This window comes from Streptomyces sp. NPDC030245, assembly GCF_055572995.1.
On sequence record NZ_JBVICF010000005.1, the window covers coordinates 420,201 to 447,096 of the forward strand.

The 26,896-nt window shown below is 72.2% G+C and carries 23 protein-coding genes and 1 tRNA gene; 9 read left to right on the forward strand and 15 right to left on the reverse strand.

The features are described from left to right. Window positions 1–48 precede the first annotated feature (48 nt). The 4 genes from mshC to ACZ4Z4_RS16545 all read right to left on the reverse strand — a co-directional run bounded on the left by mshC (window position 49) and on the right by ACZ4Z4_RS16545 (window position 3,626). A complete protein-coding gene (gene mshC, locus ACZ4Z4_RS16530) occupies window positions 49–1,278 on the reverse strand; it encodes a cysteine--1-D-myo-inosityl 2-amino-2-deoxy-alpha-D-glucopyranoside ligase (RefSeq protein WP_468327400.1) in 1,230 nt (409 codons plus the stop codon). 184 nt (window positions 1,279–1,462) lie between these two features. Beyond that, window positions 1,463–2,284 (reverse strand): SCO1664 family protein, encoded by an 822-nt coding sequence (locus ACZ4Z4_RS16535; RefSeq protein WP_468327401.1) that lies wholly within the window; start codon window positions 2,282–2,284, stop codon window positions 1,463–1,465. Continuing rightward, complete coding sequence (locus ACZ4Z4_RS16540) at window positions 2,248–2,838, reverse strand: DUF3090 domain-containing protein (RefSeq protein WP_362991476.1); 591 nt, start codon at window positions 2,836–2,838, stop codon at window positions 2,248–2,250. Before ACZ4Z4_RS16540 ends, ACZ4Z4_RS16535 begins: the two co-directional genes overlap by 37 nt. A 101-nt stretch (window positions 2,839–2,939) precedes the next feature. Further along, on the reverse strand, window positions 2,940–3,626 hold the full coding sequence (locus ACZ4Z4_RS16545; RefSeq protein WP_468327402.1) for a histidine phosphatase family protein: 687 nt from the start codon (window positions 3,624–3,626) through the stop codon (window positions 2,940–2,942). 61 nt (window positions 3,627–3,687) lie between these two features. On the opposite strand from ACZ4Z4_RS16545, the gene corA reads away from it, so the two are divergent. Beyond that, complete coding sequence (gene corA, locus ACZ4Z4_RS16550) at window positions 3,688–4,686, forward strand: magnesium/cobalt transporter CorA (protein WP_468327688.1); 999 nt, start codon at window positions 3,688–3,690, stop codon at window positions 4,684–4,686. Window positions 4,687–4,821: 135 nt separating this feature from the next. Here the strand turns inward: corA and ACZ4Z4_RS16555 are convergent, their stop codons facing one another. Beyond that, entirely contained in the window at window positions 4,822–5,877 is a 1,056-nt protein-coding gene (locus tag ACZ4Z4_RS16555) for an LLM class F420-dependent oxidoreductase (protein WP_468327403.1), read from the reverse strand. Between the two features lie 136 nt (window positions 5,878–6,013). Here ACZ4Z4_RS16555 and ACZ4Z4_RS16560 point away from each other — a divergent pair, with 136 nt between their 5' ends. Both ACZ4Z4_RS16560 and ACZ4Z4_RS16565 read left to right on the forward strand, forming a co-directional pair. After that, on the forward strand, window positions 6,014–6,994 hold the full coding sequence (locus ACZ4Z4_RS16560) for an aldo/keto reductase (RefSeq protein ID WP_468327404.1): 981 nt from the start codon (window positions 6,014–6,016) through the stop codon (window positions 6,992–6,994). Beyond that, entirely contained in the window at window positions 6,991–9,192 is a 2,202-nt protein-coding gene (locus tag ACZ4Z4_RS16565) for a helix-hairpin-helix domain-containing protein (protein ID WP_468327405.1), read from the forward strand. The genes ACZ4Z4_RS16560 and ACZ4Z4_RS16565 overlap by 4 nt, the downstream gene beginning before the upstream one ends. A gap of 88 nt (window positions 9,193–9,280) precedes the next feature. Here ACZ4Z4_RS16565 and ACZ4Z4_RS16570 read toward each other — a convergent pair whose 3' ends face one another. Then, complete coding sequence (locus ACZ4Z4_RS16570) at window positions 9,281–10,018, reverse strand: hypothetical protein (protein WP_468327406.1); 738 nt, start codon at window positions 10,016–10,018, stop codon at window positions 9,281–9,283. Window positions 10,019–10,065: 47 nt separating this feature from the next. Between ACZ4Z4_RS16570 and ACZ4Z4_RS16575 the strand changes: the two genes are divergently transcribed. Continuing rightward, entirely contained in the window at window positions 10,066–10,254 is a 189-nt protein-coding gene (locus ACZ4Z4_RS16575) for a DUF5703 family protein (protein ID WP_355810220.1), read from the forward strand. Between the two features lie 112 nt (window positions 10,255–10,366). On the opposite strand, the gene ACZ4Z4_RS16580 is transcribed toward ACZ4Z4_RS16575, so the two are convergent. From ACZ4Z4_RS16580 to ACZ4Z4_RS16590, 3 genes are all read right to left on the reverse strand, one after another. Beyond that, a complete protein-coding gene (locus tag ACZ4Z4_RS16580) occupies window positions 10,367–11,245 on the reverse strand; it encodes a chaplin family protein (RefSeq protein WP_468327407.1) in 879 nt (292 codons plus the stop codon). Between the two features lie 143 nt (window positions 11,246–11,388). Continuing rightward, a complete protein-coding gene (gene chpH, locus ACZ4Z4_RS16585; RefSeq protein WP_468327408.1) occupies window positions 11,389–11,622 on the reverse strand; it encodes a chaplin ChpH in 234 nt (77 codons plus the stop codon). A gap of 146 nt (window positions 11,623–11,768) precedes the next feature. After that, window positions 11,769–13,094 (reverse strand): M20/M25/M40 family metallo-hydrolase, encoded by a 1,326-nt coding sequence (locus ACZ4Z4_RS16590; protein WP_468327409.1) that lies wholly within the window; start codon window positions 13,092–13,094, stop codon window positions 11,769–11,771. Between the two features lie 188 nt (window positions 13,095–13,282). Here ACZ4Z4_RS16590 and ACZ4Z4_RS16595 point away from each other — a divergent pair. After that, window positions 13,283–13,367 (forward strand) — tRNA-Leu (locus tag ACZ4Z4_RS16595). Between the two features lie 65 nt (window positions 13,368–13,432). On the opposite strand, the gene ACZ4Z4_RS16600 is transcribed toward ACZ4Z4_RS16595, so the two are convergent. Beyond that, window positions 13,433–14,746: a caspase family protein gene (locus ACZ4Z4_RS16600; protein ID WP_468327410.1), complete on the reverse strand. Its 1,314-nt coding sequence runs from the start codon at window positions 14,744–14,746 to the stop codon at window positions 13,433–13,435. Between the two features lie 138 nt (window positions 14,747–14,884). Here ACZ4Z4_RS16600 and ACZ4Z4_RS16605 point away from each other — a divergent pair, with 138 nt between their 5' ends. Continuing rightward, window positions 14,885–15,550 (forward strand): SIS domain-containing protein, encoded by a 666-nt coding sequence (locus tag ACZ4Z4_RS16605; RefSeq protein WP_468327411.1) that lies wholly within the window; start codon window positions 14,885–14,887, stop codon window positions 15,548–15,550. Between the two features lie 2 nt (window positions 15,551–15,552). Next, the gene (locus ACZ4Z4_RS16610; RefSeq protein ID WP_468327412.1) at window positions 15,553–17,025 is read left to right on the forward strand and encodes a trehalose-6-phosphate synthase; all 1,473 of its coding nucleotides are present in this window, start codon (window positions 15,553–15,555) and stop codon (window positions 17,023–17,025) included. Window positions 17,026–17,037: 12 nt separating this feature from the next. Here the strand turns inward: ACZ4Z4_RS16610 and ACZ4Z4_RS16615 are convergent, their stop codons facing one another. Further along, a complete protein-coding gene (locus ACZ4Z4_RS16615; protein ID WP_468327413.1) occupies window positions 17,038–19,371 on the reverse strand; it encodes an ATP-binding protein in 2,334 nt (777 codons plus the stop codon). A 125-nt stretch (window positions 19,372–19,496) separates the two neighbouring features. On the opposite strand from ACZ4Z4_RS16615, the gene ACZ4Z4_RS16620 reads away from it, so the two are divergent. Next, on the forward strand, window positions 19,497–20,888 hold the full coding sequence (locus ACZ4Z4_RS16620) for a glucose-6-phosphate dehydrogenase (RefSeq protein WP_468327414.1): 1,392 nt from the start codon (window positions 19,497–19,499) through the stop codon (window positions 20,886–20,888). A 17-nt stretch (window positions 20,889–20,905) separates the two neighbouring features. Here the strand turns inward: ACZ4Z4_RS16620 and ACZ4Z4_RS16625 are convergent, their stop codons facing one another. Beyond that, complete coding sequence (locus ACZ4Z4_RS16625) at window positions 20,906–21,934, reverse strand: glucokinase (protein WP_468327415.1); 1,029 nt, start codon at window positions 21,932–21,934, stop codon at window positions 20,906–20,908. A gap of 136 nt (window positions 21,935–22,070) precedes the next feature. Here ACZ4Z4_RS16625 and ACZ4Z4_RS16630 point away from each other — a divergent pair, with 136 nt between their 5' ends. Then, window positions 22,071–22,445: an effector-associated constant component EACC1 gene (locus ACZ4Z4_RS16630; RefSeq protein ID WP_468327416.1), complete on the forward strand. Its 375-nt coding sequence runs from the start codon at window positions 22,071–22,073 to the stop codon at window positions 22,443–22,445. A 22-nt stretch (window positions 22,446–22,467) separates the two neighbouring features. Here the strand turns inward: ACZ4Z4_RS16630 and ACZ4Z4_RS16635 are convergent, their stop codons facing one another. The 3 genes from ACZ4Z4_RS16635 to kdpA are packed head-to-tail and all read right to left on the reverse strand — an operon-like array spanning window position 22,468 to window position 26,889. Further along, window positions 22,468–23,136 carry a potassium-transporting ATPase subunit C gene (locus tag ACZ4Z4_RS16635; protein ID WP_468327417.1) on the reverse strand — a complete coding sequence of 223 codons (669 nt, stop codon included), beginning with the start codon at window positions 23,134–23,136 and terminating at the stop codon, window positions 22,468–22,470. A 7-nt stretch (window positions 23,137–23,143) separates the two neighbouring features. Next, window positions 23,144–25,228 (reverse strand): potassium-transporting ATPase subunit KdpB, encoded by a 2,085-nt coding sequence (gene kdpB / locus ACZ4Z4_RS16640; protein WP_468327418.1) that lies wholly within the window; start codon window positions 25,226–25,228, stop codon window positions 23,144–23,146. After that, window positions 25,225–26,889: a potassium-transporting ATPase subunit KdpA gene (gene kdpA / locus ACZ4Z4_RS16645; protein ID WP_468327419.1), complete on the reverse strand. Its 1,665-nt coding sequence runs from the start codon at window positions 26,887–26,889 to the stop codon at window positions 25,225–25,227. The genes kdpB and kdpA overlap by 4 nt, the downstream gene beginning before the upstream one ends. Between the last annotated feature and the right edge of the window lie 7 nt (window positions 26,890–26,896).

Below are 26,896 nucleotides of genomic sequence, written 5' to 3' on the forward strand. Positions count from 1 at the left end.
CGGGCGGGCGGAAACCTCCGCCCGCCCGGTGAACGGCCTCAGCATGTACTACAGGGCCACGCCGAGCAGCGCGTCCACGGCACGCGACACGATGCCGGGCGCGCCCTCGTCCGTACCGCCCTCCGCGTCCTGGCGGGCTGCCCAGCGGTCGACCGCGGCGAGCGCCGTCGGGGCGTCCAGGTCATGGGCGAGGGCCTCGCGGATCTCCTCGACGAGCGCCTCGGCGGCGGGCCCGTCGGGGCGGGACACCGCCGCACGCCAGCGCTCCAGCCGCTCGACGGCCTCTTCGAGGACGCCGTCCGTCCACTCCCAGTCCGCGCGGTAGTGGTGCGCGAGGAGGGCGAGACGGATCGCGGCGGGGTCGACGCCGTCGCGGCGCAGCTTCGACACGAAGACGAGGTTGCCCTTGGACTTGGACATCTTCGCGCCGTCCAGGGCGACCATGCCGGCGTGGACGTACGCCTTGGCGAAGGGGTGTTCGCCGGTCAGGGCCTGGGCGTGGGACGCGCCCATCTCGTGGTGCGGGAAGGCGAGGTCCGAGCCGCCGCCCTGGATGTCGAAGCCCATGCCCAGGTGGTCGAGGGCGATGGCCACGCACTCGATGTGCCAGCCGGGCCGGCCGCGGCCCAGCGAGCCGCCGTCCCAGCTCGGCTCGCCGTCGCGGGCCGCCATCCAGAGCATCGGGTCGAGCGGGTTCTTCTTGCCCGGCCGCTCCGGGTCGCCGCCGCGCTCGGCGGAGAGCAGCTTCATGGCGGCGGCGTCCAGCCCGGACACCTCCCCGAAGTGGGGGTCGGACTCGACGGAGAAGTAGACGTCGCCGTCGAGTTCGTAGGCGGCGCCGAGGTCACGGAGGCGTTCGACGAGCGGCACGATGCCGGGTATCGCCTCGACGGCTCCGATGTAGTGCTTCGGCGGCAGGAGGCGCAGCGCGGTCATGTCCTCGCGGAACAGGGCGGTCTCGCCCTCGGCGAGCTCGACCCAGTCCTTGCCGTCGCGGTTGGCGCGTTCCAGGAGCGGGTCGTCCACGTCGGTCACGTTCTGGACGTAGTGAACCTGCCGCTTGGTGTCGAGCCACACGCGCTGCACGAGGTCGAACGCGTTGTAGGTCGCCGCGTGCCCCATGTGGGTGGCGTCGTACGGAGTGATGCCGCAGACGTAGATACGGGCGACGGGACCGGGGTCGAGGGTGACGAGTCCACCGGTCGCGGTGTCGTGGATCCGGAGGTCGCGGCCCTTGCCAGGAAGGGCGGGGACCTCAGAAGCGGGCCAGGCATGCATGCCCTGAGCCTAACCGGACGGGGCGTCCGCATACGAGTGGGGATCATCGGAACGGTGGCTGATCCCGCGCTCTTGCGCGATCGGCCGGTGTGTGCGGGGGTGTGGTGCGGGTGGTTTGGGTCGGACCGGTGGCCGGGGACGGGTCGGTGGCCGGAGCCGGGTCGGACCGGTGGCCAGGTACGGGTCAGACCGGTGGCCAGGGAATCGCGGGCCAGTCGCCCGTCGGTTCCGGGTGGCGGCCCGACGCCAGCAGGGCCGCGACCCGTGCGCGCAGCGCCTCGGTCTCCGCGGCGGTGATCAGCCCGCCCAGCCGCTCGGCGAGGGCGGCACCCTCCTTGAGGCCGTCCCTGAGGGTCTGGAGGGCCTCGATCGCCTCCTCGGTCAGGGGCTCCCCCGCCCACCCCCACAGCAGCGTCCGCAGCTTGTTCTCGACGTGGAAGGTGACGCCGTGGTCGATGCCGTACAGACGGCCGTCGGCGGGCAGCAGGTGACCGCCTTTGCGGTCGCTGTTGTTGATCACGGCGTCGAGGACCGCGAGGCGGCGCAGGCGTACGTCGTCGGCGTGCACGAGGAGCGCCGTCCGTTCCTCGTCGACCTGGGCGAGACCGACCGCTTTCCAGCCCTCGCCCGGTTCGTCGCCGTCGACCAGGGCGAGCAGCTGCGCGTCGCCGGAGGCCTCGATCCACAGCTGGCACATGCCCTCGCCGTGCGGTCCTGTCCGCAGGACCGTCGGCGGCACCAGGTCCCAGCCGGTGGCCCGGGACACCTCGTACGCGGCGACCTCGCGCTGTGCGAGCGTGCCGTCGGGGAAGTCCCACAGGGGGCGCTCCCCGGCGACCGGCTTGTAGACGCAGGCGGCCTCCTGGCCCTCGTACGCCACCGTGCAGTACAGCACCGCGTTCGAGGCCTCACGGATGCGGCCGCGCACGGTCAGCTCGCCGTGGGTGAGGAGCGTGACGGGGTCGGCGCTCACGCTCCCCGCCGGTATCCGTTCTGGCGCGGGCATACGTGTCCTTCCGGGTCGAGCGGGAGGCTGCACAGCGGGCACGGCGGGCGTCCCGCGTTCACGACGTCGAGGGCTCTTTTGGCGAAGGCGCGGGCCTGCGCGCCGGTGAGGCGGACGCGCAGCATGGGCGGGCCGTTCTCGTCGTCCTGCAGAAGCCTTTCCTCCGCGGCGGCGAGATCGTCGTCGGATTCGGCGTCCAGCTCGACGAGGGCCTGCGCCTCGACGACCATCCGCTCCTCTTCGCCGTCCCAGGCGAGCGCCATGGTGCCGACCCGGAACTCCTCCTCCACGGGGGAGTCGAGCGGCGCGCTGTCGGTGACCTCGGTGGGGGCGACGGCCGGCACGGGGGCGCTGCCCCCGCTGCGGCGCACGACCTCGTCGAGGAGTTCCTCCATGCGCTCGGCGAGCGCGGCCACCTGGGTCTTCTCCAGGGCGACGCTGGTCACCCTGACCCCGGCGGAGGCCTGGAGGAAGAACGTACGCCGTCCGGGCAGCCCGACCGTTCCCGCGACGAAACGCTCCGGGGGGTCGTAGAGGAACACCTGACGGGACACGACCTGTCTCCATTGGATCGACTGCAAGAGGGCTGCTTCTAGAGGACTGTTTCAACCGCGAGAGGGCGGCTTCGACCGCTTCACCCTACTGCGGGCGACGATCACGGTGCGCCCGCACCGCCCCCGACCGTCGCGTCGCCGCTCGGCGGCTCCTCGCGCGGCGCCAGCGAGGCGAAGTCACCGGTGTCCCCGAGGCGTACGAGGAAGGGGCGCAGCCGCGTGTAGCGGATGACGGTGACGGAACAGGGCTCCACGGAGATGCGCTGGAAGAGGTCGAGGTGGAGTCCGAGTGCTTCGGCGACGAGGGACTTGATGATGTCGCCGTGCGAGCACATCAGGTACACGGCGTCCTCGCCGTGTTCGCGCTCCACGCGCGCGTTCCACTCGCGGACCGCCTCGGCGGCCCGTGTCTGCATGGCCCGCATCGATTCGCCGCCGGGGAACGCGGCCGCGGAGGGATGCTGCTGGACGACCTCCATCAGCGGCTCGTCGGTGAGCTCGGCGAGCTTGCGGCCCGACCAGTCGCCGTAGTCGCACTCCCCGATGCGGTCCTCCGTGTGCGCGTGGAGTCCGGGCCTGGCGGCGAGGAGCGGCGCCACGGTCTCCTGGCAGCGTTGCAGGGGGCTGGTGACGACCTCTGCTATCGGCAGCGCCGCGAGCCGCCCGGGCAGCGCGGCGGCCTGCGCGGCACCCCGCTCGTCGAGGGCCACACCGGGGGTCCACCCGGCGAGCAGACCGGCGGTGTTGGCGGTGGAGCGTCCGTGCCGGACGAGAATCAGCGTGGGCATGCGGTTCAGCCTAGGCGCCCCGGAGGTGCAACAGGCGGGGTGGCTGGGAACAATGCGCAGTGTGATTGTCGACTGCGCCATTTATCGCGGGGGCCGCCGGAGAGAAGGCCCCCAGGACTTCTCCGACGCCCTGGACGAGGCGCGGGCGACGGGTGACGCGTTCGTGTGGATCGGGCTGCACGAGCCGACGGAGGAGGAGTTCGACGAGGTCAGCCAGGAGTTCGGGCTGCATCCCCTGGCCGTGGAGGACGCCCTCAAGGCCCACCAGCGGCCCAAGCTGGAGGTCTACGACGACTCGCTGTTCATGGTCCTCAAGCCGGTCGTGTACGAGCCGGACAGCGACAAGGTCTCCTCCGGCGAGGTCATGATCTTCGTGGGCGACTCGTTCGTGGTGACCGTCCGGCACGGCGAGGGGGCGCCCCTGGGCGCGGTGCGCCACCGTCTGGAGGCCGAACCGGACGTCCTGAAGCACGGCCCGACGTCGGTCCTGTACTCCATCGCGGACGCCTCCGTGGACCACTATCTGGAGGTCGCCGACGAGTTGCAGGCGGACCTGGAGGTCCTGGAGGCGGAGGTCTTCTCTCCGGAGGGCGGCCGTTCGCGCCCCACGGCGTCGCGGATCTACACCTTCAAGCGGCAGATCCTGGAGTTCCGCCGGGCCACCGGGCCGTTGGCGCTGCCCGTGGCGCGCCTCTCCGGAGTGGGCCCTTTCAGTCCCTCCGTGCCCTTCGTGGACGAGACGGCGCGGCCGTTCTTCCGGGACGTCAACGACCATCTGACGCGCGTCAACGAGTCCGTGGAGGGCCTGGACCGGCTGGTGTCGGACATCCTGTCCGCGCATCTGGCGCAGATGAGCGTGCGGCAGAACGACGACATGCGGAAGATCTCGGCCTGGGCCGCCATGGCGGCGGTCCCCACGATGATCGCGGGTGTCTACGGCATGAACTTCGACCACATGCCCGAGCTGCACTGGGTGTGGACGTATCCGGCCGTGCTGCTCCTGATGGCGGTCCTTGAGGTCGTCCTGTACCGGATGTTCAAGCGCCGCGGCTGGATGTAGCTCCCGGCGCGCGGAACGAGTCCGGCGCCGCCACGAGGCCGTAACCGCGGGCCCCGTGCGGCGTTGTTCCTCGTGACGGCCGTGGCGGGGAAGACCCCCCGAGCCCCCACCACGGCCGCTGACTTATCCCTTCCGCTACGCCAGACCGGCGCGCTCCAGGGCCTCCGTGCCCGCCCGCAGCGCCGTGATCCGCTCCTCCAGCGTGAAGCCCGCGGGGGCCAGCGTGAGCGTGGTGACACCGGCGGCGGCGTAGGCCCGCATCCGGTCGGCGATCCGGTCCACGGAACCGAGCAGCGTGGTCGAGTCGATCAGCTGGTGCGGCACGGCGGCGGCAGCCCCGTCCTTGTCGCCCGCCAGGTACTTGTCCTGGATCTCGGCGGCCTCCTTCTCGTACCCCATGCGCTGCGCGAGCTGGTTGTAGAAGTTCTGCTTACGGCTACCCATGCCGCCGACGTAGAGGGCGGTGTACGGCCGGAACATGTCGGCGAGGGACTCGACCCGGTCGTCGTCGCCGACGGCCAGGGGCAGCGTCGGGACGACGTCGAAGCCCTCCATGGTCTGGCCGGCCTTCTCGCGCCCGGCGCGCAGGTGCTTGATCGCCGTCTCCTCCAGGTGCTCGGCGGCCGGGAAGATCAGCAGGGCGCCGTCGGCGATCTCGCCGGTCTGCTCCAGGTTCTTGGGGCCGATCGCGGCGATGTACAGCGGGATGTGCTCGCGCTGCGGGTGGACGGTCAGCTTGAGGGGCTTGCCGGGGCCGCCGGGCAGCGGCAGCGTCCAGTGCTCGCCCTCGTAGGAGAGGCGCTCCCGGGTCATGGCCTTGCGGACGATCTCGACGTACTCACGCGTGCGTGCCAGCGGCTTGTCGAACTTCACGCCGTACCAGCCCTCGGAGACCTGCGGGCCCGATACGCCGAGGCCGAGCCGGAAACGGCCGCCGGAGAGGGAGTCGAGGGTCGCCGCCGTCATCGCGGTCATCGCGGGCTGCCGGGCCGGGATCTGGAAGATGGCGGACCCGATGTCGATGCGCTCGGTCTGCGCGGCCACCCAGGACAGCACCGTCGCGGCGTCCGAGCCGTACGCCTCCGCGGCCCAGCAGACCGCGTAGCCCAGCTTGTCGGCCTCCTTGGCCACGGCGAGATTGTCCGCGTCCATCCCCGCGCCCCAGTAGCCGAGGTTGATCCCGAGCTGCATGACAGACCCCTTACCGCTGTACTCATGAGTAACGTCCCTGTGCCGGGGACTGTAAAGGGTGACCGAGTTATCCACAATCACTGCTTCGTCCACAGGCCCGCCCACCGCCGTTGCCCGGCCAGTAATCTCCGTGCCCATGGAGCAGAGGCATCTCGGCCGGACCGGCCTTCGCGTGTCCCGCATCGGACTCGGCACCCTCACCTGGGGCCACACCGAGGAGAACGACGCCGCCGAGCTGTTGAAGGTGTTCTGGGAGGCGGGCGGCACCCTGGTCGACACCGCCGATGTGTACGGAGACGGGGAGGCCGAGTATCTGCTCGGGCGGCTGGTCGAGCGGCTCGTGCCGAGGCGCGACCTGGTCATCGCCACCAAGGCGGGCAGCGTCCCGGACCCCGAGCGGCGCTTCGACGGTTCGCGCGGCCACCTGCTCGCCGCGCTCGACGCCTCCCTCGCCCGCCTCAACACCGACTATGTGGACCTGTGGCAGGTGCACGCCTTCGACCCGGAGACACCTCTGGAGGAGACGTTGCAGGCCCTCGACATAGCGGTGAACAGCGGGCGGGCCCGCTATGCGGGGGTCTCCAACTTCTGCGGCTGGCAGCTCGCCAAGGCCGCCACGTGGCAGCTCGCACCGCCCGGCACCCGCACCCGCCTGGCCAGTACGCAGATGGAGTACTCCCTGTTGCAGCGCGGCGTCGAGCGGGAGGTGCTGCCGGCCGCCGTCGACCTCGGAGTCGGCCTGCTGCCGTCCTCGCCGCTCGGGCGGGGCGTGCTCACGGGGAAGTACCGCCACGCCACCCCCGCCGACTCGCGCGGCGGTTCGGACCACCTGGCGCCCTTCGTCGCGCCGTACCTCGACGACACGGCGGGCCGCATCGTCGACGCGGTCGCGACGGCCGCCGACGGGCTCGCGGCCACCCCGCTCCAGGTCGCCCTCGCGTGGGTGCGGGACCGCCCCGGAGTGACGGCCCCCATCGTCGGCGCGCGCAACGCGCAGCAGCTCACGGCCGCGTTGTCAGTGGAGACCCTTAGTCTTCCTGACGAGATCTGCCGGGCGCTCGACGACGTGTCGGCGCCGGTGCACCGCTATCCCGATCACGACTGGAGCACGCTGTGAGTACGGAACCCGCTGCCGCGGAGGACCCCGAGGCCGCTGCCGCGGAGCAGGCGGAGTCGCCCGGCGCGGAGGAAGCCACGCCGGAATCGCCGAAGACGCCCGAAGGCGAGGGCGGGGCCGAGGCCGAGGGCACCGAGCTGTCCGAGGCCGAGGCGGAGATCGCCGCGCAGCGGGAGCTGCGGGAGCGGATCGAGCAGCGGAAGGCCGCCAAGCAGGGGCCGATCGGGGCCGGGGCGAAGCTGAGCGGGACCGCCGCCGATCTGCTGGCCGCCGTGCGGGCCGTGGAGAGCGGCGAGAAGCCCGTCGCGTCCGCCTTCCGCGACCCGCAGCCCGCACCGCGCAGGCCCGCACCGTCCGGCGCCCCGGAGCCCGTGCGCCCGCAGCGCCCCGAGCCGTCACGGGCACCCGCGGCGGAGACCGTCGAGGCCGTCGCCGCCGTGCTCGCCGAGGGTGGCGCGCCGGCCGCCCTCGCGGCGCCGGCGGCGGCCGCGCTCGGCGAGGGCGCCGACGGGCAACTGCGCGCGGACCCGTGGCAGTTGCTGCGGGTCGCCGGGGTGCGGCCCGAGCAGGCCGACGGGTTCGCCAGAGCGCTGCTCGGCCCGGAGTGCGGGCCGGACGACGAGCGCAGGGGCCGCGCGATCACCGTTTGGCTCCTGGAGCAGGCCGCCCTCGCCGGGCACACGGCGCTCGACTCCGCGGCGCTGACCGCCGCGCTGGGGCAGCGCGCGGTGCCCGATCCGGACGCGGCCGTGCAGAGCGCGCTCGCCGAGGGCGACGCCCTGGTCTTCCAGGACGCCCTCGAAGGGGCCGAGGCACCGGTCCGGCGCCCGGCCGACGAGGGAGCGCGGGACGGCGAGGGGGACGAGGAGGGCACGGCCGAGGAGCCGGCGCGCCCGGTCCGCGTCCTGATCGGCCTGGAGCGGTACGCACTCGCGGAGGAGAGCCTCGCCGACGGCCTCGCCCGGGTGATCAACTCCCTGCCGAAGGAGGACGGCGAGGGCCCGTTGGCCGCCGACTGGGAGGCCGCCGCCGCGCAGGCGTCGGGCACCACCGCCGAGCTGATCCGTGCCGTCGCCGGGCACGGCCTCGTGCTGCACTCCGGCGGCGAGGAGGCCCGCGCCGAGCCCGCCGCCCTGGTCGCCGCGGCCACGGCGCTCGGCCTGCGCGTGTGCGCCGCCGCCCACAGCGCCGAAGGACGCCGCCGCCTCGCGCGGGCGACGGGCTCGGACGGGGCCGCGGTGACCGTGGCGGGGCTGCTCAGCGGAGACCAGGGCCCCGGACGCGACGCGGACGGCGCGCTCGCGCTCGACCTCCTGGTCGTCCTGGACGCACCGCAGCTGGACGTGGAGAGCGCCGCGATGCTCGTCGAGTCGCTGCCGGACGGCGCCCGCCTGGTGCTCAGCGGCGACCCCGGCGTCCTGTGGTCGGCGGGGCCCGGCCGGGTCTTCGCCGACCTCGTCGCCGCGCGCTGCTGCCCGCAGGTCGTCTCGCGCACCCCCGACCCCGGCCCCCTCGGGGAGCTGACGTCCGGCATCGGCATCGGCGAGCTGAACCAGGTCGAGGCGCCCGGCAAGGAGGTCGTCCTCGTCCCCGTGCGGGACGCCGCCGAGGCGATCCACCGCACCGTGCAGCTCGTCGCCGACTCCGTGCCGAGGGCGATCGGGGTGCCCGCGGAGCAGACACAGGTCATCACGCCGGGACACGGCGGCGCGGCAGGCACCCGCGCGCTCAACGCGGCGCTGAAGGAACGGCTGAATCCGGGCCCTGGCCGGTTCGGCGGCTTCGACCCGGACGACCGGGTCGCGCACGTCCCCGCCCCGGGCCGCACGACGCTCGGCCGCGTGGTGCGGGCCGACGCGGAGGGACTGCACCTGGAGTGCGACGGCGCCCCCGTCGTCGTACCCAAGGAGCGGGTGGAGCGGGAAGTGCGGCACGCGTGGGCGCTCACCGCGCATCAGGCCACGGGGCAGCGCTGGCCCGCCGTGGTCGTGGTGCTGCCGGGCGACGCCGCGCAGGCGCTGACCCGCCCCTGGGTCTACACCGCGTTCAGCCGCGGGGAGCGGCACCTGTCGGTCGTGCAGGGCGTGGAGCAGGCGCTGCCCCGCGCGGTGGCGGAGCGCCTCTGGAAGGAGCGTACGACGCGGTTGCAGACGCTGCTGCGCCCGCAGGTGCCCGCGGAGCCGGCCGCGGCGGCCTGAGCCGAACCGCGTCCGCTCGCCCGGTGAACGCGCTCGCCGCCCCCGGGAGGGAGCGGCGAGCGCAGGAGCGATTCGCCACGCAGGCGCGTCAGCGACCAGCTGTTGTGTCGGTGTCGGTGTCGTCTTCGTCATCGGCGTCGTCGATCTCGTCGAGCGGCACCGGGACGTCGGGATCGATGTCGACGTCCGCGTCGAGGCCGTCGAGTCCGTCGTCGTCCGCTTCGTCGTCGAAGACCACGCTGACGTCGAAGCGGCACACCACCCGGTGCGGGTCGGCGTGGTCGAAGGGGGCGTCGAGCCACTCCCCCGGCTCGGCGGGGGTGTCCACCGCGGTGACCCAGAGCGTCGAGTCGCCCTCCTCCAGGCCGAACTCCTTGTGCCGGGAGGAGATCTCGTCCGGTTCGAACTCGCCGAAGAGGACGCCCAGGGCGCTGTGCACGGTGTCGGCCGAGCCGTTGCTCCCCGCGACGCCCGCGTCGAGGTCGGCGACCCGCTGGGCCTGCGCCATGAGGCGCTGCGGCTCCGCCACGGTGTAGTCACGGCGGATCAGCACGCTCAGCGCGTTGGCCTCCTCCGGGCCCTGGTAGGGCGGCAGTGCCTCCTCCGTGCCGGGAATCTCGAAGGGCGTGACCTCGTCGTAGCGGTCGTAGAGGAGTTCGTCGTACTCCTCCGCCGCCGCGGCGAGTTCGTTGAACGCTTCGTAGACGGCCGGATCATCCTCGCCCGACCTGCGTTCGACCGCGGCCAGGTGGCGGTCGAGCGCGGTCTTGACCGCCTCGGCGGCGGCACGTACCTCGGCAGCGGTGGGCTGCGCAGCATCAGACATAGTGCAGACGCTATCCGTACCGGGCCCGTGCCCGCACAATAGATGCGATGCCGGAATACGAATTTGTCGACGTGTATGTACCGCGCGGGGTCACCCGCAAGGAAGCCACACGCCTGCTGACGGACCACGCAGAGTACGGACACTGGGAGTTGGACCGCCTGAGACTGCACCCCGACGGCAGCCGCAGAGTGCGGCTGAAGCGGCGGATCATCCGCCAGGTGCGGGCCACCTGGTGAGTGCCGCGTGCCCGGGAAGACCGGGCCGCGGCGCGGGAAAGACGGAGCGGGCCCCACGACGGTGGGGCCCGCTCCGTTCGGCGTGCTCGGACTGTGCTCGGACGGGGGTGGCTCAGGCGGCCGCCCGTGCCCTCCGGTAGAGCACCGCGCCCGCGAGCAGCGCGCCCGCGCCGAGCGGCAGCGCGAGGCCGAGCGGCAGCTCACTGCCGGTCGAGGCGAGCTGCGACGTCCCCTCGGGCGGCGTGACGAGCTGCGCGCCCGGGTTGCCCGGGATGGCGTGGTCGCCGCCCGGGTCGTGCGGCGACTGGGGGGTGCCGGGGGTGCCGGGATCGCCGGGCTTACCCGGCTGCCCCGGGTCACCGGGCTTACCGGGGTCGCCAGGCTTGCCCGGGTCACCGGGCTTACCGGGGTCGCCGGGCTTGCCCGGGTCACCTGGCTTACCCGGATCGCCCGGCTTACCCGGGTCGCCAGGCTGGCCCGGCTGCTCGGGCTGGCCCGGCTGTCCAGGGTCGGTCGGGGGCTTTCCGCCGCCCGGCGGAGTCCCGGCGTCACCGGAGTCGTTGTCGCATTCGTTGCCCATGGCGGCGTTGCCGAGGCCGCCGATGGTGACGCTGTTGCCACAGACGTTCACCGGGGCGTTGATCGGCAACTGCACGTTGTTGCCGGAGCCGACACCGGGCGAGTCGCCGGCGTGCCCGTCGGCCTTGGCTCCGCCACCGGACGGCTTGTGCGAACCGCCGCCCTTGCCCGAGGTGTTGGCACAGGTGTTCCCTGCCGCCGGGTTGAGGACGCCGACCACGTTCACGGTGTTTCCGCACACGTTGACCGGGACGTCGACGGGGAGCTGGACGGTGTTGCCCGCCAGCACGCCGGGCGAGTTCGAACTGCTTCCGTTCGCGCCTGAATCCGCGTGTGCGTAGTTGCCGGTCGCGGCGAGCACGCCGGTCGCGGCCGCCACGGTGATCAGGCCTTTGCGCGTGACCTGTCGCATAGCTGTTCCCTGCCTTTTGCCGTACATCCGGATGACGTTCGAGCCTGCTGGCCCGGACGTGGAATACCGGTCGGCCCCGGAGCGCATGGCGTGCGCTCCGGGGCCGACGAGCTCAGACCCTCAACGGGTGAGGCGCGGCAACATCACTTGTTGACGCAGTAGTTGCCGAAGGTGGGGTTCAGCAGCCCGATCACGGAGACGGTGTTGCCACAGGCGTTCACCGGCACGTGCACGGGCACCTGGACAACGTTGCCCGACGCGACGCCGGGGGAGTTGACAGCGGCGCCCTGGGCACCGGCGTCGGCGGTGGCGACACCCGCACCGGCGAGCACGAGACCACCGGTGGCAGCCACAGCAGCGACGACCTTCTTGAGCATTATTCCTCCTAGTTGGCAATGCAGTCCCAGCCGCGGACTGCATCACCTGTAACGAGGAGGGATCTCCATGGCTACGAGCCTATGGTCTCATTCACTCTTTTCAGTCAAATACGCACGCGCTGACGATTGTTGGTGTTTCGTTTCGGTCAGGAAGCCTCGATGAAGCGGTCCAGGACCCGGACACCGAACTTCAGGCCGTCGACCGGCACCCGCTCGTCGACGCCGTGGAACATGCCCGCGAAGTCCAGCTCCGGCGGCAGCTTCAGCGGGGCGAAGCCGAAGCCGCGGATGCCGAGGTCGTCGAAGGACTTGGCGTCCGTGCCGGCCGAGAGCATGTACGGCACGGCGCGGGCGATCGGGTCCTCCGCCCGCAGGGCGGTCTGCATGGCGTCGACGAGAGCGCCGTCGAAGGTGGTCTCCAGGGCCTTGTCGGCGTGCACGTCCTCGCGCCGGACGTTCGGGCCGAGGAGCCGGTCCAGGTCGGCGAGGAACTCCTCCTCGTACCCCGGCAGGTAGCGGCCGTCGACGTGCGCGGTGGCCTGGCCCGGGATCACGTTCACCTTGTAGCCCGCGCCGAGCTGCGTGGGGTTGGCGGTGTTCTGGAGGGAGGCGCCGATGAGCTTGGCGATGCCGCCGAGCTTGGCGAGCGTCTCGTCCATGTTCTCCGGGTCGAGCTCGGTGCCGAGGGCGTCGCCGAGCTCGTCGAGGAAGTGCCGCAGCGTCTTGGTGACCCGCACCGGGAACTTGTGCCGTCCGAGGCGCCCGACCGCCTCGGAGAGCTCGGTGATCGCGTTGTCCTTGTGGATCATCGAGCCGTGTCCGGCGGTGCCGTCCACGGTCAGCTTCATCCAGTGCATGCCCTTCTGGGCCGTCTCGACGAGGTAGAGCCGCAGGTTCTCGTTGACGGTGAAGGAGAAGCCGCCGACCTCGCTGATCGCCTCCGTGCACCCCTCGAAGAGGTCAGGGTGGTTGTCGACGAGGTACCGCGCGCCGTACGTGCCGCCCGCTTCCTCGTCCGCGAGGAACGCCAGGACGATGTCGCGCGGGGGCTTGCGGCCGCTGCGCATCCGGTCCCGTACGACCGCGAGGGTCATCGCGTCCATGTCCTTCATGTCGACGGCGCCCCGGCCCCACACGCAGCCGTCCGCGATCTCCCCGGAGAAGGGGTTGTGCGTCCAGTCGGCGGCGTTGGCCGGCACGACGTCCGTGTGGCCGTGGATGAGGAGCGCGGGCCGCGACGGGTCCTCGCCCTCGATCCTCGCGACCGTGGAGGCCCTGCCGGGGTGGGACTCGAAGATCTTCGGTTCGAGACCGACCTCGGCGAGCTTCTCCGCGACGTACTCGGCGGCCTTGCGCTCCCCCGGGCCCGAGTGGTCGCCGTAGTTGCTCGTATCGATCTGGATCAGTTCGCGACAGAGGTCGACGACCTCGTCCTCACCGGTGACGGCCTTGCCCGTGCTGGACCCGCTCACGCTGGCTCCTCCCGCATTCGCTGCTGGTGGTCCCCTTCATCCTCCCTCTCCGCGGCTCCGCGCCCAAGGGCGGGCGGGTGTCGTCACGCGCCGTTCACAGCGGACCAGGGGGGTGATCGAGTACCCCTGGAGGCCTGGTAATGTTCTCTCTGTCGCCGCGGGAAACACCCCGCAGAGACAAACACCCGGTCCGGGTGGCGGAATGGCAGACGCGCTAGCTTGAGGTGCTAGTGCCCTTTATCGGGCGTGGGGGTTCAAGTCCCCCCTCGGACACAAGCAAGGCCCCAGTCGTGAGACTGGGGCCTTTCGCGTGTGGGCCCAATCCGGTCGGCCGCCGGTCAGGACCCGCCCGTGGAGTCCCGCCAGTGGGCGTGGTTGCGGCGGGCGGCCCGGGTGTCGGCGTGCCGCTCGCCCAGCGCGGAGCCGTAGCTCTCGGCGAGCTCGGCGAAGGCGGCCGCCGCACGGTCGGGGTGGCCGCTCGCGCCGAGCCAGTGGGCGTGCTGCCACCGGCAGCTCAGTGCGCGCACGTCGCCGGGGCCCAGCGCCCCCGAGGCGTCCACGGACAGCTCGGCGAAGAGGTCGGCCGCGGCGGCCGCGTCGCCGCCGATGCCGCACCACCGGGCCCGCTCGTGCCGCGCCTGGAGCGTGTCGGGGTGCGTCGGCCCGCGTTCGACGGCCAGCCGCTCGGCGAGCCGCGCGTACCCCTGGGCGGCCTCGGCCGCGTGTCCGTTCTCGCCCTCGGCGTGCGCCAGGGCCCGGTGCGCGAGGAGGGTGAGCTCGTGGTGTTCGCCGAGCACGTGGTCGCACTGGGGCGCGAGACCCCGCAGGGCGGTCAGCGCGCCGGCCGGGTCGCCGGCCTCTCCCGACGCGACGGCCCGGCGCAGGCGCTCCGGCACCTCGGCGGGGGTCAGCGGGCGGAACGCGGCGTTCACGGCCAGGGCCAGCTGGTCGCTCGTCCCCGTGCCGCACCGCTGGGGCCTCGGCTCCCCCTTCGCGGCGAGGACCCGGGAGGTGTGCCGGTAGACGGCCTCCAGCGTGAGCAGTTCCCGTTCCGCGGCGGAGCCGTCGCGGAGGAACTTGATCAGCTCCCCCGTGAACAGCGTGTGCCGGTCGCCCAGGGGGGCGCGGGCCGGGGCGTTCGCGGGGGCCGAGGCCAGGACGAACGTGCCGGCGATCTCCAGCTGGCCGAAGTAGAGCGACGCGGTGTCCCCCATCGCCTCGATGGCCCGGCCCGAGAAGCAGCAGTCGAGCAGCAGCACGCGGTTCCTGGCCGGTGCGGACGCCATGGTCTCGCGGATCAGGTCGAAGCGCAGGCTCGACCAGCCGAGCAGCCTGGTGTCGCTGCCGGTGAGCAGGAGGTGGAGCAGGCCGCGGTCGTCCAGCGCGCCGTGCCCCGCGAAGTAGACGAGGAACATGTCCTGCACCGCGCTCGCCGCGCGGCTGAGCGCCTCCCCCACCCGCTGGGGCTCCTTGACGTCGCGCAGCACCGTGCAGCGCGCCTCGGGCAGCGCGCAGCCTCCGGCGCCGGTGAGCAGGGTGCGCAGGTCGTCGAGGTTGTTGCGCACCGCGGGGAGCGGGGGCAGCTCGGTGTCGTCGTAGCTGCCGCAGCCGATGAGGACCGCATGCGAGTCGGAGCCGCTGGCCAGCCGCACGTCGTCCCCCTCTTGCCGCACCGCACCGCTGCCCAAATGGTAGCGAGGCAACTCATTTGAGGAGGGGCGCTCTTACCGCTGTCCGAGGTTTCGGGCATGCTGGCCAATCCGAAGTCGGCGCGACGGGTGGGGGTTGCGATGGGACGCACGGACACGATGGACAACGCCGGCGAGTTAGGGCGCGAGGGAGGCTCTCACCAGGCTTCCGCCGTCTGCACGGCGTTCCAGAACCTGGTGGCCGACGCCGCCCTCGCCGTGGCACCGGACGCCTTCGCCTCGGCCGTCCGGCTGCTCGACTCGGTCAGGACGACCGGCAGCTGTCTCTACGCGATCGGCAACGGCGGGAGCGCCGCCACGGCGAGCCATCTGGCATGCGATCTCGCCATGACCTCGGGCCCACCGGCCGCGGGTCTGCGGACGAACGCGCTCACCGGCAACACACCGCTGCTCAGCGCGCTGGCCAACGACATCGGATACGACCGGGTCTTCTCCGAGCAGCTCGCGCGCCTGCTCACGCCCGGTGACGTGGTGGTGGCCATCAGCGTCAGCGGTGACTCCCCGAACATCCTCGAAGGTCTGAAGGCGGCGCGGGCGCGCGGTGTGCGGACGGTCGGGCTGCTCGGTGGGTCCGGGGGGAGCGCCGCCGCGCTGGTCGACGTGCCGCTGCTGGTGGACAGCGAGGTGTACGGGGTGGTGGAGACCGTGCATCTGGGTCTTGTGCACTCGCTGGCCCTCGCCCTGGGCACGGGCCGGGGCCGCTCCCGGGACATCCTGGACCCGTCGTTCGACGCAATCCAGGGCTGACGGTGGCCGACGGGCCCGCGCGGGCGCCCCGTACGCGTACGGCCGATGTCGTCCTCGTCTCCGACCGGGGCCCTGTGACGTTCCGGTCCACGCCGTCGGGTCCCGTACCGGAGCGGCGGCCGGGCAGTGTGACGTCGCTGCTCGACACCTCCGCGCGCGCATTGCGCGAGGAGGTGTGCTGGCTGGCTCCGTCGACGGGCGAGGAGGACCGCCGGGCGGTGCGGGAGGGCCGGTTCGACGGGCTGGGGCTCGGTTACGGCTTCCGGCCCGTCCCGTGCCGGGCCGCGGACTACCGGCGGTACTACGAGGACGCGGGCGTGCGGGGGCTCTGGTACGCGCTGCACGACCTCTGGGGCGACCTTCCGCCCGGCTCCGGGTCCGAGGTGTTCCGTGACGGCGCGGCTCTGCGGTCGTACCAGAAGGTGAACCGGGCCGTCGCCGCCGCGGCCGCGGCCCGCTGCCACCCCCGTACCCTCGTCTGCTTCCAGGACTACCAGTTCGGCACCGCGCCCGGGTTCCTGCGGGCCCGGCTGCCCACGCAGACGGTGGGCTTCTTCATGCACGCGGCGTTCGCGGCCCCGGCCGCTCTCGCGGTGCTGCCCCGGGTGGTCCGGGGGCTGCTGCTGCGCGGCATGCTCGCCGCGGACGTCCTCGGCTTCCAGAGTGAACGCTGGGCGGACGCCTTCCTGCGGCTCAGCGAGGAGGCGGGCCACGAGGTCGACCGCCGGGCCGGGGCCGTCCGGCACGGCTGCCGGCGGACGCTGGTCCGCCGCTATCCGGCCCCGCCCGACCGGGATTACCTCTCCGGCGTCTTCGGCACCGGGGAGGCCGACCGGTGGTCGAGCACCTTCCGCCGGCTGCGGGAGGGGGCGCGGCTCCTGGTGCGGGTGGACCGGCTGGATCCGGCGAAGAACGTGCTGCGGGGCTTCGAGGCCTTCGCGCTGCTGCTGGCCGACCGTCCGGAGCTGCGGCACCGGGTCAGGTTCGTGGCCTGTCTGACGCCTTCGCGGGCCGGGGTGCCGGAGTACGCGTGGTACGCGGCCCGAGTACGGGACGCCGTCGCCGGCATCCAGCGGGAGTACCCCGGGGTCCTGACCGTGTACTGGGAGGAGGACCGGGTGCGGGCCATGGCGGCGCTGCGGGAGTACGACGTCCTGCTCGTCAACTCGGTGCACGACGGGATGAATCTGGTCGCCCAGGAAGGGGTGCTGGTGAACGGGCGGGACGGCGCGGTCGTCCTGTCGGCGCGGACGGGCAGCGCCGAGCGGCTGCGCGCGGGCGCCGTCGTCGTGCATGACCCGCGCGACGTGCGCGAGACCGCGTCGGCGCTCGGCCGGGCGCTCGCGATGCCGCCGCACGAGCGGGCCGGCCGGGCGCACCGGATGCGTGCGCCGCTCCTCGCGGCCTCGCCCGAGGGCTGGCTGCGGGCGCAGCTCGCGGATCTCGCGGCGGTCCGCGACGGGAGGGAGCCGTAGGGGGGCGCGCGGCTATGTCGTCGTACGGCCGACCAGTTCGCGGAGGGCTTCGTGCACCGCGTCCGTGCGCGGGTCGCCGAGCCGCTCCAGGTCCTCCAGGGCGAGGGTGTAGTAGACGGCGGCTTCCTTGAGCCGTCCCATCGCGGCCGTCGTCGCGCCCAGGTTGAGCGCGGTCGTCGCGGCTCCCGGCTCGTCGCCGAAGGACCGTCTGATGCGCAGCGCCTCGTCGAAGGCCGCCACGGCCTCCTCGTCGCGTCCGGCGCTCCGGTAGGCCTCGCCGAGGTGGTTGAGCGAGGTGCCCTGGCCGAAGAGGTCCTTGATCTCGCGCTGGATGCCGAGGGCGCGGAGCCAGCAGCTGATCGCCTCGTCGATGCGGCCGAGGTCGCGGTGGGCGGTGCCGAGGCTGTTGAGGTCGATGCCCTCGTTCCAGCGGTCCTTGATCTCCCGGTGGATGGCGAGTGCCTTGGTGGAGCAGCGGATGGAGTCCTCGATGCGGTTCATCCGCCGCAGGGCGCCCGCGAGGTTGTTGAGGGAAGTGCCTTCGCCGTACTTGTCGCCGATCTGCCGGCGGATGGCCAGAGCCTCTTCCCAGACCTCGACGGCCTTCTCGAACTCCTGTGTGCCGCGGTAGGCGTTGCCGAGGCTGTTCAGCGTCCAGGCCTCTCCCCTGGGGCAGCCGGAGCGCCGCGCCCCGCGCAGGCCCAGTTCGTGGGTGACGATCCAGTCGCTCAGGAGCTTGCGGACGTTGAAGAAGCTCCACAGGACGACGGGCAGCTGCCAGGCGATCGCGTCCTGCTCGTACTGGATCGCCTGCCGGATCAGCGCGATCAGATGGGTCCGCTCGGTGTCGCACCAGGCCAGCGCCTGTGCGCCGTCGGCGAAGCGGAGTGGCTCGCACCGGTCGGGCCGTTCGTCTAGTTCGATCCTGCGCCGGTGGGGCATGAGCTGCCTGTTCGCCGCGTCCGCCGTGTGCAGGTACCAGAGCAGGCAGCGTCTGACGGAGTCCCGTCGGGACTGCGCGGACTCCTCCTCGTACGCCCGCTCGGCGGCGTAGTCGTGGATGAGGTCGTGGAAGCGGAACCGGTCGGGCGCGACCTGTTCGAGCAGGTGGCAGTCGATCAGGCCGCGCAGGTACAGGTTGGTGCGCATCCTGGAGTCGCCGGTCGCGGCGGCCGCGGCGAGCAGGCTGAACTCGCCGGTGGGGTGCAGCCCGAGGATGCGGAAGCAGCGCGCGCTGCCGGCGCCCAGCGCGCGGTACGACCAGGAGAAGGCGACGCGCACCTCGCGCTGCTCGTCGCCGGTGTCCTCGACGGCCGCGGCGAAGGTGTCGAGCCGGTGGCGTTCGTCCCCGAGGCCTTCCAGGAGGTCGGCGATGGGCCACTGCGGATACGCCGCGACGCGTTCGCCGACGATGCTGAGGGCCAGCGGCAGATGGCCGCAGCCGGCGGCGAGTTCCTCGACCGCGCCGCGTTCCTGGAGTACGCGGTCGCCGCCGACGATGCCCGTCAGGAGCTCGACGGACTCGCGCTCGCTGAGGGTGTCGAGGCGGATGCTGCGTGCGCCGTAGCTCCCGACCAGGCCCTGGAGGCGGTTGCGGCTGGTCACGATCACCACGCAGGTGGAGCTGCCCGGCAGCAGGGGGAGCACCTGTGCGGAGTTGCGGGCGTTGTCGAGGAGGACCAGCATCTTCCGCTCGTGCAGCAGGGTCCGGAACAGGGCCGCGCGCGGTTCGAGTTCCTGCGGCACCTTGGAGGACGGCACATCGAGGGCGTGCAGGAAGTCGGCGAGGACCTCCGCGGGTGCGAGCGGGTTTCCCGGGCCGTGGCCGCGGAGGTTGACGTACAGCTGGCCGTCGGGGAAAGCGTCGCGGGAACGGTGCGCCCAGTGCACCATCAGCGCGGTCTTCCCGACCCCGGGGGCTCCCCCGACGGAGGAGATCACCGCGGTGTCCGGGCCCTGTCGCCGCGGCTCCCCGATGAGCTGGTCGAGCTCGGCGAGCTCGCTCTCGCGTCCGACGAACCCCGGCCGGTCCAGCGGGAGTTGGTGGGGCACGGGGAGCGGCGGCCGGTCCGCCGTCCGTGCTTCGGGCGACTGGAACCGCAGCAGGCGCTCGATGATCCTGCGGCCGAACTCCGGGTCGTCCGTGACGGCCCGGGACAGCTCGTCGACCGACCCGGCCGCGGTGCGGAGGCGGTCCCCGGCCTGCGGGCGCTCCCGGCCGCGCAGCCGGTCGGCCCGTTCGTCGAGCAGCCTGCGCAGCCCCTCCCAGCTGGTCTGCGAACCGGTCGTGGGCGCGTCGCGCGTGGGCACCCCGGCGGCCGGTGCTCGGATCTCCCCTGCTGACACGGATCCACCCCCGTGGGGTCAAGGCGAGTTGGGCGGATTATACGTCTTGCACATTGTTGCGGGACGTGTCCCGGGCATGAGGCCCGGGTATTCTCGCGGCGTCCGGTTCTCCTTGAGGAGGGTGCGTGACGAACGCATCAGCAGACGCCCTGGTCCTTTTCGGTGCGACCGGAGATCTGGCGCGCCGGAAATTGTGGCCCGCGCTCTACCGCCTGTCGCTGTCGGAGCGGTGCGTGCCCCCGGTCGTCGCTGTCGGACTGCCCGGGTTCGGCCGGGCCGGTTTCGAGAAGTTCGTGGCCGCGGCCGTGCACGACATGTGCGGCCCGGCGGACGGCGCGGTGGTGCGGCGGCTGTTGGCGGGGACGTGCTTCGTCGAGGGGGACACGACGCGGCGCGGCACGCTGGCGGAGGTGGCCGGGGCGCTGGGCGCCGCGGTCCGTCCCGTGTACTTCCTGGGTGTTCCGCCGCCGCGGGCCACCGCGACGATCTCGGCAATGGGGGCCGTACGCCTGCCGCCGGGCGCCGTGCTCGTGGAGAAGCCTTTCGGCAATGATCTGGATTCGGCCCGGCGGCTCAACGCCTCCTTGCTCAAGGTCTTCTCCGCCGACTCGGTCCTGAGAATCGATCACTATCTCGGGAAGGAGGCCGTCGAGAATCTTCTGGCTTTCCGTTTCTGCAATCCCTTTCTGGAGTCGGCCTGGGACCGGAGAACCATTTCCCGGGTGCAGATCACGCACTGCGAGGTCAGGGGTGTCGACGGCCGGGGGGCGCTGTACGAGGGGATAGGGGCGGTCCGTGACGTGGTGCAGAGCCATCTGATGCAGCTCGTCGGAACCGTGGCGATGGAGCGCCCGGCCGACGGCACCGCGGAGGCCTTCCGCGAGCGGATCGCGGACGCGCTCGCCGGGGTGCGCCCGGTGGCTCCCGGGCACCTCGTCCGCGGGCAGTACGCGGGGTACCGGGCGGAGGCGGGGGTGGCCGCCGATTCGACGGTGGAGACCTTCGCGGCGCTGCGGCTCGACCTCGACGCCGAGCGGTGGCGCGGGGTTCCGTTCCTGCTGCGCTCCGGCAAGGGTCTGGCCGCCACGGCGATCGAGGTGGTGGTCGACTTCGTGCCCACCGAGCACCGGCTCTGGTTCGCCCGGCGACAGCCGGGGCCGGCCCGGGTCCGCTTCCGGATCGGCGGTGACGGCGGCGCCGTGCTGACGCTCAACGCCCGTGGGCCGGGGGCGGATCCCGGTCCGGTGCCGGTCGACCTCCGCCTCGACCTGGCGGACGTGCCGGCCGCGGACACCTCCGGGGGCGCGTGGGAGGCGTACACGCATCTGCTGTCGGACGCCCTCCGGGGCCGGACGGGACGGTTCGTGTCGATGCGCACCGTGGAGGAGTCGTGGCGTGTCGTGGCGCCCGCGCTGGATGTGCGGGAGGCGCCGCTGGAGTATCCGCGGGGTTCGTGGGGGCCGCGGAAGTCGGCCGACCTGCCGGGGGGCGACGGCTGGTGCGCGCCTCTCCCGTGACGGGTCGGCTCCGCCCGTCAGGCGGTGGACGCGGGGCCTGCCCCGGCGTCCCGGACCGCCATGCGGTGGGCGCCCCGCACGCCCACCAGCGGGTCGAGGGCGAGCCGGACCGGGATCTCCGCGAGCAGGTCGTGGTGGCAGGCGCCCGGGCTGACGAAGCGGTGCAGGAACTCCGTCTCCGTACAGAGGAGTTCGGCCACCCCGGGGGCTTGCAGTACCCCGCTCGTCAGGGTGATGACGCCCCCGGCGGGCAGGCACACCAGGGCCACGCCGCGCAGATACTGGCCGAAGAGTGCGGCGAACAGCCGGACGACCTCGACGCCGCAGGGGTCGCCGGCGAGCGCCGCGGAGGTGATGACGGGCGCGACGGCGGCCCCGGTCCCGCGCGCCCGGGTCACCTGCTCGTGGAGCGCGGGGGCGGGCGGCGTGCCGCGGCGCACGTAGTCGTACATCCGGTCGAAGCCGCGGAGTCCGCCGATGGACTCCTCGACCGTGACGGCCCCGGCGAACTCCGTCCTGAGGTGGGCGAGGTATCCGGCCTCGAAGTCGTTCTCCGGCTGCCAGGTGACGTGCCCCGACTCGGAGGTGTGCACCACGCCGTGCGCGTCCAGGAGGGCGCTGCCGACGCCGCTGCCCACGGAGACGGCGAGGAGTTCGCCCCCACCGGCGGCCGGTTCGTGGACGGTAAGCGGTCGCATCTCGTCGGGGCCGAGGTCCGCCATGCCGTGCGCGGTGGCCGTCATGTCGTTCACGACGCGGAGCCGGACGCCGTGCCGCTCGGCGAAGCCCGCGCTGTCGAACGGCGGCCAGGCAGGGAGGTTCGTCAGCCGCACGGTGCCGTGCGCCGGGACGCGGCCCGCGACCGCGAGCACCATGTGCGCCGGCCGCAGCTCCGCACGGCGCAGACAGGCGACGAGCAGTTCCTCCAGCGAGAAGTGGTCGGCGGTGCGGACCTTCAGTTCCACGGGCGCCGGATCGTCGGCCCGTCCGCCGCGCAGCCGGGTGTGGGTGCCCCCCACGTCGAACGCGGCCACCGCTGTACGCACTGCATCACCCCTTCGCCAGTCGGGTCGGGCCAATTGGCGTACGGCCGGACCGAGTTGTCGTGGGGCACAGTATGACGAGACGTCCGTGCGCGGGCGCGGGCGCGGCAACGGATCTCGGTGATGCGGTGATGCGGTGATGTCGGTACAGATTCAGGTGACAGGCGGGCCCGAGGGGTCCGATGCGACGCTGGTCCGGGACCTGCACGCGTGGTTGCAGCGGGAGGACGAGCTGCGGGGCCGCGTCCGGCTGCGGAGCACGGCCCCCGGACCGGGGCAGATGGGCGCCGTGGCGGAGCTCGTCCTCACCGCGGTCAGCAGCGGTACGGTCGCCGCGCTCGTCGCGTCCGCGCAGCTCTGGATCAAGCAGCGCCGCGCGGACCTCTCCATCGTCGTCCGGCACCCCGACGGCAAGGAGGTGGAGATCGACGCACAGCAGATCTCGGGGGCCGAGGAATTCATCCGAACGGTACTGCGCGACCCGGACGTGCGGGACTCGGACCCCGCCCCCTGACCGCGGGGCCGCCCGGCGCCTCTCAGTCCGTGCCGGCCAGGTCCTTCAGGGCGATGTTGAGGCGCAGGACGTTGACGCGCGGTTCGCCGATGAAGCCGAGGGTCCGCCCGTCGGTGTGGGCGTCGACCAGCTTCTGGACCTGCCGCACGGCCAGGTGGTTCCGCTCGGCCACGCGGTGGACCTGGAGGTCGGCGTAGGCCGGGGAGATGTGCGGGTCGAGGCCGGAGCCGGAGGAGGTGACCGCGTCGGCGGGTACGTCGGAGGGCTCGACCCGGTGGTCCGCGGTGGAGTTGTCCTTGATGACGGCCGCCTTGGCGTCCTTCACCTGCCGGATGAGTTCCTTGTTGTCCCCGGAGAGGTTGGTGGCGCCGGACAGGAGCAGCTTGTACTGGGTGTTGACGGTGTTCTCGCCGAGGCCGTTGGAGGGGCGGGGCTGGAACCACCTGAGGTCGGGTCCGGCCGTCTCCTGGCCCTTCTTCAGCGGCAGGTCGTAGCGCTGGCCGATGAGTTCGGAGCCGACGACCTCGCCGTCCGCCCTGACCTCGGAGCCGTTGGCCTTGTCGTGGAAGAGGGCCTGGGCGAGGCCGGTCACCGCGAGCGGGTAGAGGACGCCGCAGAGCACGGTGAGGACGAGCAGGGCGCGCAGTCCCGCACCGAGCAGCCGGGCGGTGTTTCCTACGGAGTTGTTCATGGCCGAGTCACCCAATGCCGGGGATGAGGGAGATGAGTACGTCGATGATCTTGATGCCGATGAACGGGGCGACGAGCCCGCCCAGGCCGTAGACGCCGAGGTTGCGCCGGAGCATGCGGTCCGCGCTCATCGGCCGGTACCGCACGCCCTTCAGGGCCAGCGGCACGAGGGCGACGATGACCAGCGCGTTGAAGACGACCGCGGAGAGGATCGCGGACTCCGGCGACGACAGGTTCATGATGTTGAGCTTGTCGAGGCTCGGATACGCCACCGCGAACATGGCCGGGATGATGGCGAAGTACTTCGCGACGTCGTTGGCGATGGAGAAGGTCGTCAGGGCGCCCCGGGTGATGAGGAGTTGCTTGCCGATCTCGACGATCTCGATGAGCTTCGTCGGGTCGGAGTCCAGGTCCACCATGTTCCCGGCCTCCTTGGCGGCGGAGGTGCCGGTGTTCATGGCGACGCCGACGTCGGCCTGGGCGAGGGCCGGGGCGTCGTTGGTGCCGTCGCCCGTCATGGCGACCAGCTTGCCGCCTGCCTGCTCGCGCTTGATCAGCGCCATCTTGTCCTCGGGCGTGGCCTCGGCGAGGAAGTCGTCCACGCCGGCCTCGTCCGCGATGGCCTTGGCGGTGAGCGGGTTGTCGCCGGTGATCATGACGGTCTTGATGCCCATGCGGCGCAGTTCGTCGAAGCGCTCACGCATGCCTTCCTTGACGACGTCCTTGAGGTGGATCACCCCGAGGACCCGGGCGCCGTCAGCGTCTTCCAGAGCCACCAGCAGCGGCGTGCCACCAGCCTGTGAAATGCGGTCGTTGAGCTCCTGCGCATCCTCGGCCACCTTGCCACCACGTTCCTCGACCCAGGCGATGACCGAACCGGTCGCGCCCTTGCGGACCTTGCGCCCTTCGACGTCCACGCCCGACATGCGGGTCTGCGCGGTGAACGGCACCCACTCGGCGCCGGTCAGCTCGCCCTGGTGGCGTTCGCGCAGGCCGTACTTCTCCTTGGCGAGTACGACGACGGAGCGGCCCTCGGGCGTCTCGTCGGCCAGTGAGGAGAGCTGGGCCGCGTCGGCGACCTCCGCCTCGGTGGTGCCGCGCACCGGCACGAACTCGGCGGCCCGGCGGTTGCCGAGGGTGATGGTGCCGGTCTTGTCGAGCAGCAGGGTCGACACGTCGCCCGCCGCCTCGACGGCCCGGCCCGACATGGCGAGGACGTTGCGCTGCACCAGGCGGTCCATGCCCGCGATGCCGATCGCGGAGAGCAGCGCGCCGATGGTCGTCGGTATGAGGCAGACGAGGAGCGCCGTCAGGACGATCATCGAGGTCTGGTCGTCGGCGCCCGCGTAGATCGCGAAGGGCTTGAGGGAGACGACGGCCAGCAGGAAGACGATGGTGAGGGAGGCCAGGAGGATGTTCAGGGCGATCTCGTTGGGCGTCTTCTGGCGGGCCGCGCCCTCGACCAGGTTGATCATGCGGTCGATGAACGTCTCGCCGGGCTTCGTCGTGATCTTGATGACGATGCGGTCGGAGAGGACCTTCGTGCCGCCCGTGACGGCGGACCGGTCGCCGCCGGACTCGCGGATGACGGGGGCCGACTCACCGGTGATCGCGGACTCGTCGACGGAGGCCACGCCCTCGACGACGTCACCGTCGCCGGGGATGATGTCGCCCGCCTCGCAGACGACGAGGTCGCCGACGCGCAGGTCGGTGCCGGGCACGGACTCCTCGGCGTCCCCGGTCAGGCGGCGCGCCACGGTGTCCGTCTTGGCCTTGCGCAGGGTGTCGGCCTGGGCCTTGCCGCGGCCCTCGGCGACGGCCTCCGCGAGGTTGGCGAAGACCGTGGTCAGCCAGAGCCAAGCGGTGATCGCCCAGCCGAACCAGTCCCCCGGGTCCTTGACCGCCAGCACGGTGGTGACCACCGAGCCGATCAGGACCACGAACATGACGGGTGACTTGACCATGGTGCGCGGGTCGAGTTTGCGGAAGGCGTCCGGCAGCGACCTGAGCAGCTGGGCGGGGTCGAAGAGGCCCGCGCCGACCTTGCCGGTGTCGGCGGACGCCCTGTCGTGCTGTGTGGTGTGAGTGCTCATGACGCCAGCCCCTCGGCAAGCGGTCCCAGCGCGAGCGCGGGGAAATAGGTGAGACCGGTGATGATCATGATGGTGCCGACCAGCAGGCCGGTGAAGAGCGGCTTCTCGGTGCGCAGGGTGCCCGCGGTGGCGGGGACCGGCTGCTGCTGGGCGAGCGACCCCGCGAGCGCGAGGACGAAGACCATCGGCAGGAAGCGGCCGAGCAGCATCGCGAGGCCGATGGTGGTGTTGAACCACTGCGTGTCGGCGCCGAGGCCCGCGAAGGCGGAGCCGTTGTTGTTGGCCCCGGACGTGTAGGCGTACAGGATCTCGGAGAAGCCGTGCGCGCCGGAGTTCGTCATCGAGTCGGCCGGGGTGGGCAGGGCCATCGCGACGGCCGTGAACCCGAGGACGAGGGCCGGGGTGACGAGGATGTAGCAGGCCGCGAGTTTGATCTCGCGGGTGCCGATCTTCTTGCCCAGGTACTCGGGGGTGCGGCCGACCATGAGTCCCGCGATGAACACGGCGATCATCGCCATGATGAGCATGCCGTACAGGCCCGAGCCGGTGCCGCCCGGCGCGATCTCGCCGAGCTGCATGCCGAGCATCTGGATGCCGCCGCCGAAGCCGGTGAAGGAGGAGTGGAAGGAGTTCACGGCGCCGGTGGAGGTGAGGGTGGTGGCCACCGCGAAGATCGACGAACCGCCGACCCCGAACCGGGTCTCCTTGCCCTCCATCGCCCCGCCGGCCAGGTCGTAGGCCGGGGCGCCGTGGTGGAACTCGGTCCACATCATCAGCGCGGTGAAGCCGATCCAGATCGTGGCCATCGTGGCGAGGACCGCGTAGCCCTGCCTGAGCGAGCCGACCATCCTGCCGAAGGTCCGCGTCAGCGCGAACGGGATGAGCAGGATCAGGAAGATCTCGAAGAGGTTGGAGATCGGGTTCGGGTTCTCGAAGGGGTGCGCGGAGTTGGCGTTGAAGTAACCGCCGCCGTTCGTGCCCAGCTCCTTGATGACCTCCTGGGAGGCGACGGCGCCGCCGTTCCACTCCTGCTTGCCGCCGAGGAACCGGCCGACCTCGTGGATGCCGGAGAAGTTCTGGAGGGCTCCGCAGGCGACCAGGACGAGCGCCCCGATGACGGAGATGGGCAGCAGGACGCGGACGGTGCCGCGCACCAGGTCGGCCCAGAAGTTGCCGAGCTCACCGGTGCGGGAGCCGGCGAAGCCGCGTACCAGGGCGATCGCGACGGCGATGCCCACGGCCGCGGAGACGAAGTTCTGCACGGCGAGGCCGCCGGTCTGCACGACGTGGCCCATGGCCTGTTCGCCGGAGTACGACTGCCAGTTGGTGTTCGCGACGAACGACGCCGCGGTGTTGAACGCCTGGTCCGGGTCGATCGAGCGGAAGCCGAGCGAGCCGGGCAGCGAGCCCTGGAGCCGCTGCAACAGGTAGAGGAAGAGGACGCCGGCCGCGGAGAAGGCGAGGACGGAGCGCAGATAGGCGGGCCAGCGCATCTCCGTGTCGGGATCGGCACCGATGGCCTTGTAGATCCACTTCTCGACGCGAAGGTGCTTCGTCGAGCCGTAGACGCGGGCCATGTGGTCACCGAGCGGGCGGTGTGCCAGCGCGAGCGCCGCGATCAGGGCGAGCAGCTGGAGCACACCGGCAAGGGCGGGGCTCATATCCGTA

Coding starts and splice junctions, on each gene's coding strand:
- mshC (WP_468327400.1), bottom strand. CDS start 1,278: ATGCATGCCTGGCCCGCTTCTGAGGTCCCCGCCCTTCCTGGCAAGGGC.
- ACZ4Z4_RS16535 (WP_468327401.1), bottom strand. CDS start 2,284: ATGCCCGCGCCAGAACGGATACCGGCGGGGAGCGTGAGCGCCGACCCC.
- ACZ4Z4_RS16545 (WP_468327402.1), bottom strand. CDS start 3,626: ATGCCCACGCTGATTCTCGTCCGGCACGGACGCTCCACCGCCAACACC.
- ACZ4Z4_RS16555 (WP_468327403.1), bottom strand. CDS start 5,877: ATGCAGCTCGGGATCAACCTCGGCTACTGGGGCGCGGGGATGGACGCG.
- ACZ4Z4_RS16560 (WP_468327404.1), top strand. CDS start 6,014: ATGGAGCAGAGGCATCTCGGCCGGACCGGCCTTCGCGTGTCCCGCATC.
- ACZ4Z4_RS16570 (WP_468327406.1), bottom strand. CDS start 10,018: ATGTCTGATGCTGCGCAGCCCACCGCTGCCGAGGTACGTGCCGCCGCC.
- ACZ4Z4_RS16575 (WP_355810220.1), top strand. CDS start 10,066: ATGCCGGAATACGAATTTGTCGACGTGTATGTACCGCGCGGGGTCACC.
- ACZ4Z4_RS16580 (WP_468327407.1), bottom strand. CDS start 11,245: ATGCGACAGGTCACGCGCAAAGGCCTGATCACCGTGGCGGCCGCGACC.
- chpH (WP_468327408.1), bottom strand. CDS start 11,622: ATGCTCAAGAAGGTCGTCGCTGCTGTGGCTGCCACCGGTGGTCTCGTG.
- ACZ4Z4_RS16605 (WP_468327411.1), top strand. CDS start 14,885: ATGGGACGCACGGACACGATGGACAACGCCGGCGAGTTAGGGCGCGAG.
- ACZ4Z4_RS16630 (WP_468327416.1), top strand. CDS start 22,071: ATGTCGGTACAGATTCAGGTGACAGGCGGGCCCGAGGGGTCCGATGCG.
- ACZ4Z4_RS16635 (WP_468327417.1), bottom strand. CDS start 23,136: ATGAACAACTCCGTAGGAAACACCGCCCGGCTGCTCGGTGCGGGACTG.
- kdpB (WP_468327418.1), bottom strand. CDS start 25,228: ATGAGCACTCACACCACACAGCACGACAGGGCGTCCGCCGACACCGGC.
- kdpA (WP_468327419.1), bottom strand. CDS start 26,889: ATGAGCCCCGCCCTTGCCGGTGTGCTCCAGCTGCTCGCCCTGATCGCG.